The 18,271-nt window shown below is 74.5% G+C and carries 16 protein-coding genes; 11 read left to right on the top strand and 5 right to left on the bottom strand.

Annotated elements, in window-relative coordinates; genetic code table 11:
• Window positions 1-91: 91 nt before the first annotated feature.
• Window positions 92-1,033, bottom strand: coding sequence for a beta-ketoacyl-ACP synthase III (locus ACZ5D2_RS36345; RefSeq protein ID WP_266843757.1), 942 nt, complete (start codon window positions 1,031-1,033; stop codon window positions 92-94).
• A 206-nt stretch (window positions 1,034-1,239) separates the two neighbouring features.
• Between ACZ5D2_RS36345 and fdhD the strand changes: the two genes are divergently transcribed.
• On the top strand, window positions 1,240-2,082 hold the full coding sequence (fdhD, locus tag ACZ5D2_RS36340) for a formate dehydrogenase accessory sulfurtransferase FdhD (RefSeq protein WP_468935457.1): 843 nt from the start codon (window positions 1,240-1,242) through the stop codon (window positions 2,080-2,082).
• 48 nt (window positions 2,083-2,130) lie between these two features.
• Here fdhD and ACZ5D2_RS36335 read toward each other — a convergent pair whose 3' ends face one another.
• Together ACZ5D2_RS36335 and ACZ5D2_RS36330 are read right to left on the bottom strand one after the other, a co-directional pair.
• Complete coding sequence (locus tag ACZ5D2_RS36335) at window positions 2,131-2,556, bottom strand: (2Fe-2S) ferredoxin domain-containing protein (protein ID WP_266843755.1); 426 nt, start codon at window positions 2,554-2,556, stop codon at window positions 2,131-2,133.
• 9 nt (window positions 2,557-2,565) lie between these two features.
• Window positions 2,566-3,618 (bottom strand): bile acid:sodium symporter family protein, encoded by a 1,053-nt coding sequence (locus ACZ5D2_RS36330; protein WP_468935454.1) that lies wholly within the window; start codon window positions 3,616-3,618, stop codon window positions 2,566-2,568.
• A 152-nt stretch (window positions 3,619-3,770) separates the two neighbouring features.
• Between ACZ5D2_RS36330 and ACZ5D2_RS36325 the strand changes: the two genes are divergently transcribed.
• On the top strand, window positions 3,771-4,622 hold the full coding sequence (locus ACZ5D2_RS36325; protein WP_371675783.1) for a LysR substrate-binding domain-containing protein: 852 nt from the start codon (window positions 3,771-3,773) through the stop codon (window positions 4,620-4,622).
• A gap of 32 nt (window positions 4,623-4,654) precedes the next feature.
• Here ACZ5D2_RS36325 and ACZ5D2_RS36320 read toward each other — a convergent pair whose 3' ends face one another.
• Window positions 4,655-5,392, bottom strand: coding sequence for a hypothetical protein (locus ACZ5D2_RS36320; RefSeq protein WP_468935451.1), 738 nt, complete (start codon window positions 5,390-5,392; stop codon window positions 4,655-4,657).
• A 255-nt stretch (window positions 5,393-5,647) separates the two neighbouring features.
• Here ACZ5D2_RS36320 and ACZ5D2_RS36315 point away from each other — a divergent pair, with 255 nt between their 5' ends.
• The 6 genes from ACZ5D2_RS36315 (at window position 5,648) to ACZ5D2_RS36290 (ending at window position 14,040) form a co-directional block, all read left to right on the top strand.
• Complete coding sequence (locus ACZ5D2_RS36315; RefSeq protein ID WP_371681114.1) at window positions 5,648-7,471, top strand: AMP-dependent synthetase/ligase; 1,824 nt, start codon at window positions 5,648-5,650, stop codon at window positions 7,469-7,471.
• Window positions 7,472-7,609: 138 nt separating this feature from the next.
• Window positions 7,610-8,881 (top strand): ABC transporter substrate-binding protein, encoded by a 1,272-nt coding sequence (locus tag ACZ5D2_RS36310; RefSeq protein ID WP_468935448.1) that lies wholly within the window; start codon window positions 7,610-7,612, stop codon window positions 8,879-8,881.
• 9 nt (window positions 8,882-8,890) lie between these two features.
• Complete coding sequence (locus ACZ5D2_RS36305) at window positions 8,891-11,728, top strand: ABC transporter permease subunit (protein WP_468935445.1); 2,838 nt, start codon at window positions 8,891-8,893, stop codon at window positions 11,726-11,728.
• The gene (locus ACZ5D2_RS36300) at window positions 11,725-12,495 is read left to right on the top strand and encodes an ABC transporter ATP-binding protein (RefSeq protein ID WP_371675787.1); all 771 of its coding nucleotides are present in this window, start codon (window positions 11,725-11,727) and stop codon (window positions 12,493-12,495) included. The genes ACZ5D2_RS36305 and ACZ5D2_RS36300 overlap by 4 nt, the downstream gene beginning before the upstream one ends.
• A 259-nt stretch (window positions 12,496-12,754) precedes the next feature.
• On the top strand, window positions 12,755-13,603 hold the full coding sequence (locus ACZ5D2_RS36295) for an aldo/keto reductase (RefSeq protein WP_468935441.1): 849 nt from the start codon (window positions 12,755-12,757) through the stop codon (window positions 13,601-13,603).
• An 11-nt stretch (window positions 13,604-13,614) separates the two neighbouring features.
• On the top strand, window positions 13,615-14,040 hold the full coding sequence (locus ACZ5D2_RS36290; protein WP_468935438.1) for an RICIN domain-containing protein: 426 nt from the start codon (window positions 13,615-13,617) through the stop codon (window positions 14,038-14,040).
• Window positions 14,041-14,171: 131 nt separating this feature from the next.
• Here ACZ5D2_RS36290 and ACZ5D2_RS36285 read toward each other — a convergent pair whose 3' ends face one another.
• Complete coding sequence (locus ACZ5D2_RS36285) at window positions 14,172-14,477, bottom strand: 4a-hydroxytetrahydrobiopterin dehydratase (RefSeq protein ID WP_371675790.1); 306 nt, start codon at window positions 14,475-14,477, stop codon at window positions 14,172-14,174.
• A gap of 169 nt (window positions 14,478-14,646) precedes the next feature.
• Between ACZ5D2_RS36285 and ACZ5D2_RS36280 the strand changes: the two genes are divergently transcribed.
• The 3 genes from ACZ5D2_RS36280 (at window position 14,647) to ACZ5D2_RS36270 (ending at window position 18,236) form a co-directional block, all read left to right on the top strand.
• Complete coding sequence (locus ACZ5D2_RS36280) at window positions 14,647-16,440, top strand: hydroxysqualene dehydroxylase (RefSeq protein ID WP_468935433.1); 1,794 nt, start codon at window positions 14,647-14,649, stop codon at window positions 16,438-16,440.
• 23 nt (window positions 16,441-16,463) lie between these two features.
• The gene (locus ACZ5D2_RS36275; RefSeq protein ID WP_371675792.1) at window positions 16,464-17,297 is read left to right on the top strand and encodes a helix-turn-helix domain-containing protein; all 834 of its coding nucleotides are present in this window, start codon (window positions 16,464-16,466) and stop codon (window positions 17,295-17,297) included.
• Between the two features lie 360 nt (window positions 17,298-17,657).
• Window positions 17,658-18,236 (top strand): toxin-antitoxin system, toxin component, encoded by a 579-nt coding sequence (locus tag ACZ5D2_RS36270; RefSeq protein ID WP_371675793.1) that lies wholly within the window; start codon window positions 17,658-17,660, stop codon window positions 18,234-18,236.
• The last annotated feature ends 35 nt before the right edge of the window (window positions 18,237-18,271 follow it).

Below are 18,271 nucleotides of genomic sequence, written 5' to 3'. Positions count from 1 at the left end.
CAAGTACGTCCGGTACGCGGGCTTCCGGTCGGCACGCCGAGAGCACGCACCGGACGCCGCTCCTTCCCCACGGACATCCGTCAGACACCCCCTAGGGGCAGTGGATGACCTGGCCGGCGTAGGAGAGGTTGCCGCCGAAGCCGAAGAGCAGGACCGGGGCGCCGGAGGGGATCTCGCCCCGCTGGACCAGTTTGGAGAGGGCCATCGGGATGCTGGCCGCCGAGGTGTTGCCGGAGTCGACGACGTCGCGTGCGACCACGGCGTTCACGGCGCCGATCCTGGCGGCGAGCGGCTCGATGATCCGCAGGTTCGCCTGGTGCAGGACGACCCCCGCCAGGTCCTCGGGGGTGATCCCGGCCTTTTCGCAGACCTTGCGGGCGAGCGGCGGGAGCTGGCTGGTGGTCCAGCGGTAGACGGACTGGCCCTCCTGCGCGAAGACCGGCGGGGAGCCCTCGATGCGCACGGCGTGGCCCATCTCCGGCACCGAGCCCCACAGGACGGGGCCGATGCCCGGCTCCGCGCTGGCCTCGACGACGGCCGCGCCCGCGCCGTCGCCGGTCAGCACGCAGGTGGTGCGGTCGGCGTAGTCGGTGATCTCGGTCATCTTGTCGGCGCCGATGACCAGGGCGCGGGTCGCGGCGCCGGCCCGGATCGCGTGGTCGGCGGTGGCCAGGGCGTGGGTGAAGCCCGAGCACACGACGTTGATGTCCATCACCGCGGGCGCCCCGCCCATGCCCAGCTTCGCGGCGACCCGCGCGGCCATGTTGGGGGAACGGTCGATGGCGGTGGAGGTGGCCACCAGAACGAGGTCGACGTCGTCCGGGATCAGACCGGCGTTCGCGAGGGCCTTGCCGGCGGCCTGGTAGGCCAGCTCGTCCACGGGCTCCTCGGGACCCGCGACGTGCCGGGTCCGGATGCCGACGCGCGACCGGATCCACTCGTCGTTGGTGTCGACCATGGCCGCGAGGTCCTCGTTGGTGAGCACTTTCGCGGGCTGGTAGTGCCCTAGCGCCACCACGCGTGAACCGGTCATGGGCGGGGTCCCCCTCTGTACGGCGGTCAGGAATTACCCAGCTTCGCCTGCTACCGGTGGGTACGGGTGCGTGTGACCCGACAGGATTCCTGCACCGGAATTTGGAGAATTCCGAGCAACTTCCTGCCGGGAGCCCCGTGGGCCGCGAATCCGCGAGAATGTCCTCGTCAAGAGCACGACGAGTACGGAACGGGTGGCTGATCGCCATGGGACGGGTCACCGAGCGGCGCCGGGTCGTACGGATCCGGGGCGGGGCCGTCGGGGCGCGCCCCGACACGCTGGTCGCGGAGGAGCCGCTGGAGATCCGGCTCAACGGCAAGCCGCTGGCCATCACGATGCGCACCCCGGGTGACGACTTCGCGCTGGCGGTGGGCTTCCTCGCCAGTGAGGGCGTGGTCGCGCACGCCTCGGACGTCCAGGCCGTCACCTACTGCGAGGGTGCGACCGAGGACGGTTCCAACACCTACAACGTGGTCAACGTGCAGCTGGCCCGCGGAGTGCCGGTGCCCGACATCACGCTGGAGCGGAACGTCTACACCACCTCCTCCTGCGGTCTGTGCGGCAAGGCCAGCCTGGACGCGGTCCGTACGGCGACCCGTTTCCCGGGGCTCGCCGCCGACCCGGTACGGGTGACGGCCGGCCTCCTCGGCGAGCTGCCGGACCGGCTGCGCGCGGCGCAGAAGGTCTTCGACCGCACGGGCGGGCTGCACGCGGCCGGGCTGTTCTCGGCGGACGGGGAGCTGCTCGACGTACGGGAGGACGTGGGCCGGCACAACGCCGTGGACAAGATCGTCGGGCGGGCCCTGCAGGCGGGACGGCTGCCGCTGGCCGGTGCGGTGCTCCTGGTGTCGGGCCGGGCCTCCTTCGAGCTCGCGCAGAAGGCCGTCATGGCCGGGATCCCGGTGCTGGCGGCGGTTTCGGCGCCGTCCTCGCTGGCGGTGGACCTGGCCCTGGAGTCCGGCCTGACCCTGGTGGGCTTCCTGCGGGGCCCGGACATGAACATCTACGCGGGCGACCACCGCATCGTCCTGCCCGCCGGACCCGCGTAGGGGCGCCCGGCCCCAGGACCACGGAGGCCGCTGCGGCGGCCGCCGGCGCTAGCGCCGGCGGCCCCGGCGCGGGGTGGTGGGCTCCTTCGGGGCCGGGGGGTCGATGCGGTGCAGGTCCAGGGTGGCGGGGACCGGGGTGCTGCCGGGACCGCCGGACCGGGCCCAGTCGATGATCTCGTCCGTGGCGGTGTCGTCGAGGGCCCAGCCGAACCAGACGGCCCGGGCGCCCCGGCTCCGGGCCTCGCTGGTGGGCTGGACCACGATCACGTTGGCCTGCGCGCACGGTCCGAGGCAGTCGCTGGTACGGACCGCCAGCCGGCCCCCGGACGCGGCGGCGGCCTCCCGCAGCCGGGCGAGCTGGCCGGCGTGGTCGGAACCGGGGTTCTTGCGGGGGTCCCCGCAGCAGCAGCCGCGGCAGACCACCAGGGTGCAGGGGCGCGGGGCATGGGCGGCGAGCGGGCGTATCCAGGTCACCGCCGCACGTTACCGGCCCTGCGGGGCCGGGTGTTGGGCCAGGGGCGAGACCTCCGCCACACACCCCGGGGGGAGTTCGCTCCCGGGGGCCCCCGGGTCCCGGGAGCGGCGCCGGGCCAGGACCGCGCAGACCATCAGCTGCATCTGGTGGAAGAGCATCAGCGGCAGCACCGCGAGCGCGGCCTGGGCGCCGAACAGGACGCTGGCCATGGGGAGTCCGGCGGCGAGGCTCTTCTTCGACCCGGCGAACTGGATCGCGATCCGGTCCTCGCGGCCGAATCCGAGGCGTCCGGCCCCGTACCAGGTGACGAGGAGCATCACGGCGAGGAGTACGGCCTCCACCGCCAGCAGCGCGCCGAGCCTCGGGAGGCTGACGCGGTGCCAGACTCCGGCGGCCATGCCCGCGCTGAAGGCGGCGTAGACGACGAGCAGGATCGAGCCCCGGTCGACGTAGCCGAGCACCCTCTTGTGGCGGACCAGGAAGCCGCCCACCCAGCGGCGCAGGGCCTGGCCGAGGAGGAAGGGCAGCAGCAGCTGGACGACGATCTTGAGGAGGGAGTCCGGGGAGAAGCCTCCCGCGTCGGCGCCGAGCAGGCCGGCGGCGAGGAGGGGGGTGAGGACGATGCCGGCGAGGCTGGAGAAGGAGCCGGCGCAGATCGCGGCGGGGACGTTGCCCCGGGCGATGGAGGTGAAGGCGATGGAGGACTGGACGGTCGAGGGGACCAGGCAGAGGAAGAGCAGGCCGCTGTACAGGGGCTGGGTCAGCAGGGTGGGGACGAGGCCGCGGGCGGCCAGGCCGAGGAGCGGGAAGAGCACGAAGGTGCAGGCCAGCACGGTGACGTGGAGGCGCCAGTGGCGCAGCCCGTCGAGGGCCTCGCGGGTGGAGAGCCGGGCCCCGTAGAGGAAGAAGAGCAGGGCGACGGCGCCGGTGGAGGCGCCGTCGGCGACGGTGGCGGCCGCGCCCCGGGCCGGGAGCAGCGCGGCGAGGCCCACGGTGGCGAGCAGGGCCAGTACGTACGGGTCCAGGGGCAGCCGGGCGGGGAGGCGGGGACGGCGTCGCATGGTCGGTGTTCACTCGCTGTGGGTCGGGGCGGAGGGCCGCGGGAGGGAGCTGGAAGCGGAGGGGGTCGTCCGTTCATGCTCGCGGGTGCGCGGTCATCGGGAAACACGCACACTGCACTGACTGTCATCACGAAGCGCAATAGGCTGGTTCCATGTACGACCCCGTTCAGCTGCGGACCTTCCTCACGGTGGCCCAGACGCTCAGCTTCACGCAGGCCGCCGCCCGGCTCGGCGTGCGGCAGTCCACGGTCAGCCAGCACGTGCGGCGGCTGGAGGGGGCGACGGGGCGGACGCTGTTCGTCCGGGACACCCACAGCGTCGGGCTCACGGAGGACGGCGAGGCGCTCCTGGGCTTCGCGCGGACCATCCTGGAGGCGCACGAGCGGGCGGCTGCCTTCTTCACCGGGACGCGGTTGCGGGGGCGGCTGCGGTTCGGGGCGTCGGAGGACTTCGTGCTGACCCGGCTCCCCGAGATCCTGGAGGGGTTCCGGCACGAGCATCCGGAAGTGGACCTGGAGCTGTCGGTCGAGCTCTCGGGGATCCTGCACGAGCGGCTGGACGCGGGGCGCCTCGACCTGGTCCTGGCCAAGCGGCGCGGGCCGGGGGACGAGCGGGGCCGGCTGGTGTGGCGGGACCGGATGGTGTGGATCGGGGCGGAGGGGGCGCGCGTGGACCCGGAGCGTCCGGTGCCGCTGATCGTGTTCCCGCCGCCGGGCATCACCCGGGCGCGGGCCCTGGAGGTGCTGGAGCGGGACGGGCGTGCGTGGCGGATCGCGTGTACGAGCGGCAGCCTCAGCGGTCTGATCGCGGCGGCCCGTGCCGGGCTCGGGGTGATGGCGCACACCCGGGGGCTGATCCCGCCGGGGCTGGTACGGGTGGGCGGGCTGCCGGAGCTGGGGCCGGTGGAGTTCGCCCTGCTCCAGGGGCGGCGCCCCACCCCGGCGGCGGAGGCGCTGGCGGCCGCGGTCCTGGCGGGCGGCGACCGCCTGAGCCGGCCGGCGTAGTTCCGGGACGGGGCGGGGCGGGGTTCCGGGGGCTATCCGGGCAGCCCCTCGCGGGCCTGGAGGTCACGGGGGCGGGGCTGGACCTCGAAGGGGGTGTCCCCGGTGTACAGGCTGGTGCCCGCCGGCAGGCAGTTGTCCTCGCGGACGTTTCCGAGGCCGTCGCAGTGCTCGGCCTTGAGGGTGATCAACACGGTGGAGGTGTGCGCACCGACGGGGAGCGCCTTGAAGGGCGGTGAGGCGATCCCCGTGAAGGGGAGTCCGTCGTCGCCGACGAAGCCGGTGCGCAGGACGTCCTTCTTCCTGAAGGTGAAGGTCTTCTCCCGCGGGGTGCCCCGGTCCTGCACGTAGGTGGCGCTCTCGAACTTGGCGTTGAAGTCCTCGACGGGGGCGATCCCGGGGCGGAGCGGCCGGTAGCCCTCCGGATAGACGGCGGTCCGGGCGTCCGCGGCGGTCGTCCAACTCGGCACGACCCTGACCCAGGGCTCCCCGGCGAAGGCGACCCGGCAGGCCGAGGGGCCGATGATCCGCTGCTTGATGTGGAAGAGCTTGTTGATGTCGACGCCGTCCGGGGCCAGGCAGTGCGGTACGGGCGGCCTGACGGTGGGCACGGCAGACGCGGCAGACGCGGCGGACACAGCGGGCGCGGCGGACACGGCGGGCGCCGCGGACACGGCGGCCGCGGCCGACGCGGGCGGGCTCGCCGCGGCACCGCAGAGCGCCGCCGCGAGCAGGGTCGGGAAGGCCGTGGCGAGGAGGCGGGGACGGTTCATCTGGAACCACCTGTCGGAGTGGACGGAAGGGCCGCCCGGCAGCCGATCACGGGACGGGGCCCGGTATCCGGGCGACATCCCGCGGGGCGGGACCGGACAGCGGACCGGCTCACCCGTCCGGGCGACGTACGCGCCCCGACCAGGGCCGTCGGGGCACGCGGGCCCGGGGGGATCTTGTGGAGGTTTCCGCGGGGGTGCCGGTGCCCCGGGCCGGTGGGGTAGCGTCGCGGCGCTCGGCAGGAGAGGAGCGGAATGTTGCGCGAGTTCGGCGTTCCACCCGTGGTCACGGGCCCTGCGGTCGGCGGACTGGCCGACTGCGTCTTCCAGTACGCCGGGGAGGAGCCCGAACGGGTGGTGCTCGGGCGCAAGGTGGACGGCGTCTGGCGGGACGTGACCTCCGGGGAGCTGGCCGCCGAGGTGCTGGCGCTCGCCAAGGGGCTGCTGGCGCAGGGGATCGGTTTCGGGGACCGGGTCGCCGTGATGTCCCGTACCCGCTACGAGTGGACCCTGTTCGACTTCGCCCTGTGGGCGATCGGCGCCCAGCCCGTCCCCGTCTACCCGACGTCCTCGGCGGACCAGGTGCACTGGATCCTCTACGACTCCGGCTGCGCCGGCTGCGTCGTGGAGGACGAGGACCAGGCCATGACGGTCGGCTCGGTGATCGAGCGGCTGCCGGGGCTGCGCCTGCTGTGGCAGCTCGACGCGGGGGCGGTCGGGGAGCTGGTGGAGGCGGGCCGGTCGGTGGACGGGGACGTGGTGCACCGTCACCGCCGGGCCGTGACCCCGGACGCGGTCGCCACCGTCATCTACACCTCGGGGACCACGGGCCGGCCCAAGGGCTGCGTGCTCACCCACGCGAACTTCATGTTCGAGGCGGACACCCTGGTGGACCGCTGGGAGTCGGTGTTCCGGGCCGGACCGGGCGAGCAGCCGTCGACGCTGCTCTTCCTGCCGCTGGCCCACGTCTTCGGGCGGATGGTGGAGGTGGCCGCCGTACGGGCCCGGGTCAAGCTGGGGCACCAGCCGGTGCTCGCCGCCGCCGAACTGCTGCCGGACCTCGCGGCCTTCCGGCCGACCTTCGTGCTGGGGGTCCCGTACGTCTTCGAGAAGGTGTTCGCGGCGGCCCGCCGCAAGGCGGAGGCGGAGGGGCGCCGGGGTCCCTTCGACCGGGCGGTGGAGACGGCGGTGCGGTATGCGGAGGCGCGCGAGCAGAAGGCGTTCGGCACCGGGCCGGGGCCGTCGACGGGGCTGCGGATGGAGCACCAGCTCTTCGAGAAGCTGGTGTACGGGAAGGTGCGCGAGGCGCTGGGCGGCCGGGTCCGGCACGCGATGTCGGGCGGGTCGGCGATGTCACGCCGGCTGGGGCTGTTCTTCGACGGCGCCGGGATCACGGTGTTCGAGGGGTACGGGCTGACCGAGTCCTGCGCCGCCGCCACGGCGAATCCGCCGGGGGCGACGAAGTACGGGACGGTGGGGCGGCCGATCCCGGGCAGCACGGTGCACATCGCCGACGACGGGGAGGTGTGGCTGCGCGGCGATCACGTCTTCTCGGGGTACCTGAACGATCCCCGGGCCACGGAGGAGGTGCTGCGCGGCGGCTGGCTGGCGACCGGGGACCTGGGGCGCCTCGACCGGGACGGGTACCTGACGATCACCGGGCGGAAGAAGGAGATCCTGGTGACCTCCAACGGCAAGAGCGTGGCGCCGACCGTGCTGGAGGAGCGGGTGCGGTCGCATCCGCTGGTGTCGCAGTGCGTGCTGGTGGGCAACGACCGGCCGTTCATCGCGGCGCTGGTGACCCTGGACGTGGAGGGGATGGCGCACTGGCTGTCGATGCGCGGGCTGCCGCAGCGGCCGGCGGAGCAGCTGGTGGGTGACCCGGAGCTGGCGGCGGAGGTGCGGCGGGCGGTGGTGGCCGCCAACACGCTGGTCTCGCAGGCCGAGGGGATCCGGGCCTTCCGGGTGCTGCCGGGGCAGTTCACGGAGGAGCGCGGGCTGCTGACGCCGTCGCTGAAGCTGAAGCGGCGGGCGATCGAGAAGGCGTACGCGCGGGAGGTCGCGGAGCTGTACCCGTCCTGAACGGGCTTCCCGGGAGCGCTGCGCGGAGAACCTCCACGAGTCGAGCTGATGGCCCGTCACTTCATCGGGTCGCCGATATTGACGGTCCGTCAGGTCGCGCACAGAATGCGGGGATTCCTACCGGAGGGGATCCTCACCATGTCGCGAACCGTCCGCGCCCTGGCCGCCGCAGCGGCCGCCCTCGCGTTCGTCTCCGCCTGCAACTCCGCCTCCACCTCCCACGGCCCCGCTCCCGACGGGCCGGGAGGCCGGACCGGGAACACGCGCGGGGTGAGCGCGGACTCCGTCAAGGTCGGCGGCATCGTGTCGATGACCAGCGCGAGCGGCTACAGCAAGAAGGACACCGACCTCGGGGCCAGGGCCCGGTTCCTGAGAGCGAACGCCGAGGGCGGAGTCGCCGGGCGCAGGATCGACTACATCGGCGCGGAGGACGACGGCCAGGACCCGGGGAAGAACCTGGCGGCCGCCCGCAAGCTGGTCCAGCAGGACAAGGTCTTCGCGGTGTCCCCGATGAGCTCGGTGACCTTCTCCGGCGCCGACTTCCTGGAAAAGGAGAAGGTCCCCACCTTCGGCTGGGGCACCCTGCCGTCCTTCTGCGGGCCGGAGTACGTCTACGGGTTCAACGGCTGCCTGGTCCCCTCCCCCGGCGGCACCCTCAACCAGACCTGGCCCGAGGGCATCGGCCGGGTGCTCGGCGGGGCCGGGGGCAAGTCGGTCGCGATCATCGCCAACGACAGCGACGCCGGGAAGTTCGGCATCCGCACCTTCCGGCAGGGCTTCACCGCCGCCGGGTTCACGGTGTCCTACGCCAAGGCCTCCGTACCGGCCACGGCCGTGCCCAGCGACTGGTCGGCCTACGTCAAGGAGCTCCTGGCGGGCCCCGACGGGAAGGCCCCGGACGCCGTGGTCTCCGTCATGCAGACCCCCAGCAACATCGGGTTGTTCACCGCGCTCAAGCGGGCCGGCTACCGGGGCGTACTCACCGATCCCACGGACTACGACCCGGGGCTCCTCGCCAAGGACGCCACCAGGCAGGCCCTCGACGGGGTCTACGTGCTGCTCCAGTTCCAGCCCTTCGAGTCCGCGGACCCGAAGATGGAGCGGTTCAAGGCCGACGTCAAGGCGGCGGCGAACGGACAGGACGTACCGCTGAACATGCACATGCTGACCGGGTACATGTCGGCCGACCTGTTCCTGTCCATCGCGGCGAAGGCGGGCCGCGACCTCACCGTGGAGTCCTTCCAGGCGGCCGCCCGGGGCTTCTCCGACACGGGGACCCTGGTCGGCGACCGGTCGGAGCCCAAGGGCCAGAAGGACAGCTTCGGCTGCGGTGCGCTGGTGCGGCTGAAGGACGGGGCGTACGAGGTGGCCGTGCCGTTCGCCTGCCACCAGCCCGTCCCCTTCGCGTAGGGGCCCGCCATGGGGGATCTGCTCGTCTTCGTGCTGAGCGGTCTGGTCTCCGGAGCCCTGTACGCGCTGCTGGCCACCGGGCTGGTGCTGTCGTACTCGGCGTCCGGGCTGTTCAACTTCGCCCACGGGGCCACCGCCTACCTGTGCGCCCTGGTCTTCTACGAACTGCACTCCGGGCTCGGCTGGCCCGCCGTCCCGGCGGCCCTGCTGGTGGTCTGCGGACTGGCGCCCGGACTCGGGTGGGGGCTGGACCGGCTGATGTTCCGACGGCTCGCGCGGGTCGGGGAGAGCGCGCAGATCGTGGCGACCATCGGCCTGCTGGTGGCGCTGCCCGCCGCCGGGCTGTGGGCGGTGGAGCTGCTCTCGGACGCGGGCGCGCCGCTCAAGCCGGCGGAGAACCAGTTCGGGCTGCCGGGGGTCGGGCCGAGCCCGGCGAGGTCGTGGCGGCTCGCGGACGGCGTCGGCGTCGACTCCGACCAGCTGATCACCTGGGTGGTCACGGCGGTGGTGGCGGCGGCCCTGTGGGTGCTGCTGCGCCACACCCGGCTGGGGCTGCAGCTGCGGGCCGCCGTGGACGACCGGTCCCTGACCGAGCTGCGCGGGATCAGCGCCGACCGGCTGTCGTCGGTCGCGTGGATGATCGCGTCGGGGCTGGCGGGCCTCGCCGGGGTGCTGGCGACCCCGCTGCTGGGGCTGTCCGCGCACGACTTCACCCTGTTCCTCTTCGTGTCCGCGACGGCGGCGGTGATCGGGCGGTTCGCGTCCGTGCCGCTGGCGTTCGCGGGCGGGCTGGGGCTGGGGGTGCTGCAGAACCTGGTCGCCGGGTACGCGTCCTTCGCCGAGTCCGTCACCGGGTTCAGGACGGCGGTGCCCTTCCTGATCCTGTTCGGCGGGCTGCTGGTGCTCACCCGGCGGGCGCGCACCGCCGGGGTCGCCCCGGCGGACGCGCCGTCGCCGGACCATCTGGCCGGGGCCCCGTGGGCACGGCGGTGGGGGGTGTGGGCGGCCGGCGCCGGGCTGCTGTGCGTGGCCCTCTACACCGTCACCACCCCTTTCTGGAGCGGGTTGCTCGCGCAGGGGCTGGCCGTCGGCCTGGTGTTCCTGTCCTTCACGGTGGTGACCGGGCTCGGCGCGATGGTCTCCCTGGCGCAGGCCACCTTCGTCACCGCCTCGGCCCTCGTGGCGGGGCTGCTGATGAGCCGGGGCTGGCCGTTCGTGGCGGCGCTGGCGGTCGGCACCTGCGTGGCCGCCGTGCTGGGGGCGCTGGTCGCGCTGCCGGCCCTGCGGCTCGGCGGGCGGTCGCTGGCGCTGGCCACCCTGGCGCTGGCGTTCCTGGCCGACCAGGTGCTGTTCCAGATGCGGTGGCTGCGGGGCGGGGACGCCGGGTGGGCGGTGCCGAGGCCCGTGGTCGGGCCGGTGGACCTCTCCGACGACCGGGCGCTGGGGGTGGCGCTGGTGGTGCTGATCGCACTGGTGGCGGCCGGGCTGAGCGCGCTGCGCGACTCGCCGTCGGGGCGGGCGATGCTGGCCGTGCGGTCGGCGCCGGCCGCGGCGATGGCCTCGGGGGTGTCCGTGCTGCGCACGAAGCTGCTGCTGTTCACCCTGTCGGCGGGACTGGCGGGCTTCGGGGGCGTGATGTACGCCTCGTACAACACCCGGATCACGGCCACGGACTTCACCGCGATGACGGGGCTGGTGTGGCTGGCGGTGGTGGTCGCGGCGGGCGTGCGGAGGCCGCCGTACGCGGTGGTGGCGGGGCTGGTCTACGCGGTGGCCCCGCGGCTGCTGTCGGACTACGTGACGGAGTCGGCGCACCTGCCGGTGATCCTGTTCGGGCTGGCCGGACTGGCGCTGGCCAACGACCCCGACGGGTACTGCGCGGCCGTTCCGCTGCGCCGGGCGAAACGCCGGGCCCGTGCCGGGGGCGACCGGCCGGCGGGCTCCCCGGCCGGGGTGGCGGGGGCGGAGCCGGGCTCCACGGGGCGGTCCCCCGCCCCGGCCCTTCCCGACACCGGAGGCGAGCCCCCGGGCCACGGCGGGCGCACCGGCCCGGGAGGGGGGTCCCGCCCCGGAGAGGGGTCCGGGGCGCGGCGCGCGGCCCCGACCGGCGGCGTTCCGCGCCCCGCGCACCCCGCCGGGGCACCGGCCGGCCACCGGGCCGCGCTGGAGCTGCGCGGGATCCGGGCCGGCTACGACGGGGGGAACGTGCTGCGCGGGGTGGACCTCGGCGTGCGGCGCGGGGAGGTGCTGGCCGTGCTCGGGCCCAACGGGGCCGGGAAGAGCACCGCCTGCCGAGTGGCCGCCGGGCTGCTGCCCGCCACGGGCGGGTCGGTCTTCGTGGCCGGGCGGGACGCCACGCGTGACGGCCCCGTACGCCGCGCCCGGGCCGGGGTGCTCCTCGCCCCCGAGGGGCGGGGGATCTTCCCGGCGCTCACCGTGGAGGAGAACCTCGCCCTGCACCTGGAGGACCCCGGGGAACGACGGGCCGTGTACGACCGTTTCCCCCGGCTCGGGGAGCGGCGCAGGGTGGCCGCCGGGGCCCTGTCGGGCGGGGAGCAGCAGATGCTGTCGCTGGCCCCGCTGTTGCAGCGCCCGCCGGCGGTGCTGCTCGCCGACGAGCCCTCGCTCGGCCTCGCTCCGCGCGTCGTGGAGGAGGTGTACGCGCTGCTCACCGAGCTCCGCGGGGCGGGTTGCGCGGTGCTGCTGGTGGAGGAGAGGGCCGACGCCGTACTCGGGATCGCCGACCGCGTGGCCTTCCTCGCCCGGGGCCGGGTCTCCTGGTGCGGCCCGCGGGCCGAGGTGGACGCGGAGCGGCTCACCGAGGCCTACCTGGGGGTGGCGCGGTGAGCGGGTACGTGTTCGAGGCGCGGGGGGTCGGCGTGCGGTTCGGCGGGGTCCGGGCCCTGACCGGGGTGGACCTCGGGGTCCGGGCCGGGGAGGTGTGCGGGCTGATCGGGCCGAACGGGGCCGGGAAGACCACCCTGTTCGACGTGCTGTCGGGGCTCCGGCGGCCGGACCGCGGGCGGATGTTCCTCGACGGGGTGGACGTCACCCGCCGTTCCCCGGTGTGGCGGGCCCGGCACGGCGTGCGCCGGACCTTCCAGCGCCGACAGTTGTTCGGGCAGCTGAGCGTGGCCGACAACGTGCTCGTCGCCCAGGAGTGGCGGGGCGGCGGGGGCGGTCTGGCCGCCGGCCTGCCGGCCGCGCCGGGCCGGCGGGCCCGGGAACGGGCCCGCCGGGAGCGGGGCGGGGAGCTGCTGGCGGAGTGCGGGATCGGGGCCCTGGGGCCCGCGTACCCGAGCGGGCTGCCGGCCGGGCGGGCCCGGATGGTGGAGCTGGCCCGCGCGGTGGCCGACCGGCCGCGGGTGCTGCTGCTGGACGAGCCCGCCTCGGGGCTGTCGGGGGCGGAGCGGGAGCGGCTCGCCGCGGTGGTGCGGAGGCTGGCCGGGGAGGAGGGCTGCGCGGTGCTGCTGGTCGAGCACGACGTGGCCTTCGTGATGGAGCTGTGCGCGCGGGTGGTGGTCCTGGACCTCGGTACGGTCCTCGCCGAGGGAACCCCGGCCGAGGTCCGGGCGAACCCGCTGGTGCGGGAGGCGTACCTGGGTCCGCGGTGACCACGCCGCGGGAGCGCCGCCCCGGTGGGCCGTACGAGGTCCGGGCGAGGTCCGCGCGGGTCGGCGCCGGGTCCGGGCGGGGTCGGCGCCGGGTCCGGGCGGGGTCGGCGCCGGGTCCGGGCGGGGTCGCCGCCGGGTCCGGCGGAGGCCTGTGAGGTCCGCCCCGATGGCGGGAATAGGGCGTACGGGCGGCCGGTTGTCGCCCGTCGTACGCCGTGGCACGGACCACACCGCCCCGACCCCGAGGGAACGACCAGACGTGAACCAGGTCCCCAGCATCAAGCTCAACAACGGCACGGCCATGCCCCAGCTCGGTTTCGGCGTCTGGCAGGTCCCGGACTCCGAGGCCGAGCGGGCCGTGGGTACGGCGCTGGAGGCCGGCTACCGGAGCATCGACACGGCGGCGATCTACGGCAACGAGCGCGGCACCGGCCGCGCCGTGGCCGCGTCCGGGGTGCCGCGCGAGGAACTGTTCGTCACCACCAAGCTGTGGAACGGTCCGAAGCGGCGCTGGGGCCGGGACGAGGTGCTGCGGGCCTTCGACGACTCGCTCGACAAGCTGGGCCTCGACCACCTCGACCTGTACCTGATCCACTGGCCGCGCCCGATGCGCGACGACTTCCTCGCCATCTGGAAGACCTTCGAGGAGATCGCGGCGTCCGGCCGGGCCAAGGCCGTCGGCGTGTCGAACTTCCGCCCGGCGGACCTGGAGCGGCTCCGCGGCGAGAGCGCCCTGGTGCCGGCGGTGAACCAGGTCGAGCTGCACCCGCTGTTCCCGCAGGAGGAGCTGCGGGCGCTGCACGCCTCCCTCGGCATCGTCACCGAGGCCTGGTCCCCGCTCGGCCAGGGCAAGGAGCTGCTGACCCTTCCCGCGGTCGCCGCCGTCGCCGCCCGGCACGGCCGCAGCGCCGCGCAGGTGGTACTTCGCTGGCACCTGCAGCTCGGCAACGTCGTGATCCCGAAGTCGGTGACGCCCTCCCGGATCCGGGAGAACCTGGACGTGTTCGGCTTCGAGCTGGACGCCGCGGACCTCGCGGAGCTGTCCGCCCTCGGTGCGGGCGCGGCGGGCCGCCGGATCGGTCCGGACCCGGCCGTCTTCGACGTCTGAGGAGCGGGCGCGTGAACCTCGTGGACGGGGTCTACCGGATCCGCAACGTGGACAGCGGCCTGGTGCTGCAGCTGGAGGGCGCCTCCCGGGTGCGGGTGGGCCCGGACGGGCCGCCCGCGCCCGCCGCCGCCCGCCGGTGGCGGATCTCGCCGGTGCACAGCGGCGGCGGGATCTTCCACGTCGTGAGCGAGGACAACGGGCGGCGCCTGGACGTGGCGAACGCCTCGACGGACAGCGGGGCCCGGGTGCAGGTGTGGCGGGCCAATGCCTTCGGGGCGCAGGAGTGGCTCGTCGAGGAACACCTCGACGAGCCGGGGGTGGTGTCGCTGGTGGCGTGCATCAGCGGGCTGTCGCTGGAGGCCGACGCCGAGGGCCGGGCCCGGCAGGGCGAGGACACCGACTCCCCGTCGCAGTGGTGGCGGCTGGAGCCGGTGTGAACCCGCGCCGGACGGCTGCGGGGCGCGCGGCGTCGTAGACCCCTGGCCGGCCGCGGCCCCGGCCCCTGCGCTGTGGCCGGGCGGGGCCGGTCGGGGCCTCGCGGGACCGGGCGGGGCGGCGGCGCCGGGTGTCAGCTCGCGCCGTGGGCGGGTGCGAGGGATTCGACGCGTTCGGCGAGGGCGAAGTCCTTCTCGGTGACCAGGCCGCCGGCGTCGTGGCTGTTCACCGACAGGCGCACGGTGTCGTAGCCCAGGGTGAGGTCCGAGTGGTGGTTCAACTCGTCCTGCACCACGGTGACGTGGGTGACCAGCGCACTGGCGGCCCGGTGCGTGGCCAGCCGGTAGGTGCGGACGATGTGGTCGTCCTCGAAGGACCAGCCGGGGAGTTCCCGCAGCCGGTCCTCGATCTCCTTCTGCGAAAGCGGTTCGCTCGGCATCCGCGTTCTCCTTCCCCGTGACGTGTGGTCAGTTTCCCACAGCTGCGCCGGATCGAACCTTTCGCGCCATAGTGCGACCGGGTGCTCCCGCGCAGCTTCCGGGCCCCGGGCGGGCGCCCTATGCTCCTGCGCCGGACAGGCGTTACCACCGGTAACAAGGAGGCGGGGCATGGCGGCTCGTACGGGCGGTTCCAGGCGCGCGTTCATCGCGGGCGCGGCGGCGACCACGGCGGGCGCCCTGTCGGCCGCGGGGGCGGGCACCGCGCGGGCGGCCACCGGCTCCGGCGCCGGCGCCGCGGCGGACCGGCGCACCGTCGCGGTCCTCGGCGGCGGGGTGGCCGGGATGACCGCGGCGCACGAGCTCGCCGAGCGCGGGTACGCCGTCACGGTGTACGAACGCCGGGCGCTCGGGGGCAAGGCCCGCAGCATGGACGTCCCCGGCAGCGCCCGGGGCGGGCGGCGCCCCCTGCCGGCGGAGCACGGATTCCGCTTCATCCCCGGCATCTACCACAACCTGCCCGACACCATGCGGCGCATCCCGTTCCCCGGGAACCCCAACGGGGTGTGGGACAACCTCGTCGCCCCCCGGGAGATGATGTTCGCCCGGTCGGGCGGACGCGAGGACCTGCGCGCCCCCGTCCCCTGGCCCGGCCACTCCCCCGCCGGGCTGACGCCCGAGGAGATCGGCCGCGCCCTGACCGGGATCCTGCAGACGCTGGTCCGGCTGCCCGCGCACGAGACGGCGTACTTCGTCAACCGCGTGCTCGTCTTCCTCACCAGCTGCGACGAGCGCCGCGAGGAGGTGTGGGAGCGCACCCCGTGGTGGGAGTTCACCCGGGCGGCCCGGATGTCGACCGAGTACCAGCGCATCCTGGCGATCGGCGTCACCCGCAACATCGTGGCCACCAAGGCCGAGGAGGCCTCCACCCGTACGGTGGGCACCCTGGGCGAGGCCTTCGTCTTCAACCTCCTGGGGCGCGGCGCCGACGGCCCGCCGGACCGGATCCTCAACCTCCCGACCAACGAGGCGTGGATCACTCCGTGGGAGACCCATCTGCGCTCCCTCGGAGTGGAGTTCAGGATCGGCTGGACCGTCGAGGAGGTCCGCTGCGACGGCGGCCGGGTGAGCGGGGTCGCGGTGCTGGAGCCGTCCGGGGCGCGCCGCACGGTCACCGCCGACCACTACGTCAGCGCGCTGCCCGTCGAACACGCCCGCCGCACCTGGAGCCCGGCCCTGCGGGCCGCGGACCCGATGCTGGGGCGCTGCGACGCGCTCCGGACGGACTGGATGACCGGCATCCAGTTCTACCTCACCGAACGCGCCCCGCTCGTCCACGGACACCTCAACTGCATCGACTCTCCCTGGTCGTTGACGGCCATCCAGCAAGCCGAACACTGGCCCTCCCGTGACTTCCCCGCCGACTACGGCGACGGGACGGCCGTGGACTGCCTGTCCGTGGACGTCTCCGAATGGGACAGGCCCGGGATCCTGTACGGGAAGACGGCCAAGGAGTGCACGCGCGAGGAGGTGGCCCGCGAGGTGTGGGCGCAGCTGAAGGCCTCCCTGAACGACACCGGGGCCGCTCCGCTCCGGGACGCCACGCTGCACTCCTGGTTCCTGGACCCGGGGGTCGACGGCCTCGGCACGCCGCACCCCACCAACCAGGACGAACTGCTGATCCATCCCACCGGCACCTTCCACAACCGGCCGAGCGCGGGAACCCGCGTCCCCAACTTCTTCCTCAGCGGGGACTACGTGGCGGTCGACATCGACCTCGCGACGATGGAGGGCGCCAACGCCTCGGCCCGTGCGGCGGTCAACGCCCTGCTGGACCGGGAGGGTTCGGCGGCGGACCGGTGCACCGTCACCGGTCTCTACCGGGCCCCCGAGGTGGAGTCGGCCAGGCGCCACGACCTGTGGCGCCACCGTCTCGGACTGCGGAACGTCTTCGACGTGGGCTGAGGGGGCCGGGTTACCGTCCGGGTATGACGACGGCGAGTGTGGGAATGCTGCTGCGCACCTGGCGGGAGCGGCGCGGGATCAGCCAGCTGGAGCTGGCGGGCCGCGCCGACTCCTCGTCCCGGCACATCAGTTTCGTGGAGAACGGCAGGTCCCGGCCGAGCGAGGAGATGGTGCTGCGGCTCGCCGACCACCTCGACGTGCCGGTGCGGGAGCGCAACGCCCTGCTCCTGGCGGCCGGTTACGCGCCCCGGTACGCGCACACCCCGCTGGACGCGCCCGCCATGGGAGCCCTGCGCGCGGGCATGGAGCAGCTGCTGACCGGCTACGAGCCGTACCCGGCACTGGTGGTGGACGGGACGTACACGGTGGTGGCGGCCAACCGGGGCATCGCGATGCTGCTGGACGGGGTGCCCGAGGACCTGCTGGAGCCGCCGCTGAACGCCATGCGGCTGACCCTGCACCCGCGCGGGCTGGCCCCCAGGATCCGCAACCTGCGCCAGTGGCGCGGTCATCTGCTGGCGCAGATGGAGCGGCAGATCGCGCTGTCGCGCTCGGAGCCGTTGCGCGCCCTGCACGAGGAGGTGGCGGCGTACCCGTTGCCGCCGGAGCCGGAGCCGGAGCCGGCGTCCGACGCGCACCGGCCGGGGGGCGCGGACGGCGGGGAGGGAGGCGAGGAGCCGGTCCCGTACATCGCGCTGCCCCTGCTGATCGAGCACGACGGGCACCTGCTGTCCTTCGTGTCCTCGATCTCGACCTTCAACACGCCGCTGGACGTGACGGTCGCCGAGCTGGCCATCGAGACCTTCCTCCCCGCCGACCCGGCGACGGTGAAGTACCTGCGTTCACTGGCTCCCTGAGCCGGCCGCGCGCAGCGCCGGCTGCCGGAGCGGCGCGAAGCGGGCGAGGCCGTCGCCGGTCGCCTCCGTCGGGGTCGGTCGGTGGATGTCGGGGGTGCGGGTCCCGGAGCCGAGTGCGCGGCCCCGGAGCCCGTGGACCCCACTGTGCCCGCGCCCCGGAAAGGGGTCGATTACCTCCGGGGTCATGGCGGGGTGCGGGCGTGCCCGGCCGGGGGCCGCCATTGCGGGAGGCGCTGGTTGGGGGGCGGCAACGGCGGCTAGGCTGCGCTCAAAACAAACTGATCGAACGTCTTGTCGACATATGGAGAATCACCCCGTGCGAGCCGCCGCCCGGCCCCACCCCGTCGGGGATGAGGCGCCATGAGGACCACACGGACCATGCGCGGGCTCGGCGCCGACCTGCTGGCCGGCACGCGGATCACCCGGCCCACCGACGTCGCCGGGGTCATCGGCGCCCTCTGTGCCGCCTTCGAACGCCGGCGCGCCGGACGGCCGGTCGACTTCCACTTCGCCCCGTTCCCCCCGGACTCGGCGAGCGGACTGTGGCTGGACCTCGACGACCGCGACCTGATCGTCATCGAGGCGCACACCCGCCCCGAGCACCAGCTCGTCATCGCCTGCCACGAGCTGTGGCACGTGGAGGAGGGGACCTCCTTCGACCTCGGTCCGGGCATGACGGTCGCCGCCCGCCTGACGGGGCGCCACGGCTGCCTCGCCGGACTCGTGGAGTCCGAGACCGGGCTGGCCTCGGTGATCCGGCGGGCCGCCGCCCGGGCCGACCTGGGGGACCCGGCGGAGATCCGGGCCGAGACCTTCGGCCTGCACCTGGGCAAACTCCTGCGGCCCTACCTCCAGGGCCCCCGGGAGGAGCGGTTCCCCGAGGCGATCGAGCGGATCAGCACCTCGCTCGGCTGGGGAAGCCCCACGCCCCGCCGGTGACCGGCGCCCCCACCGGCCGCCGCCCCCGCGCGCCG

This window comes from Streptomyces sp. NPDC031479 (genome assembly GCF_055581065.1).
This window is presented reverse-complemented; position numbering and strand designations above follow the sequence as displayed.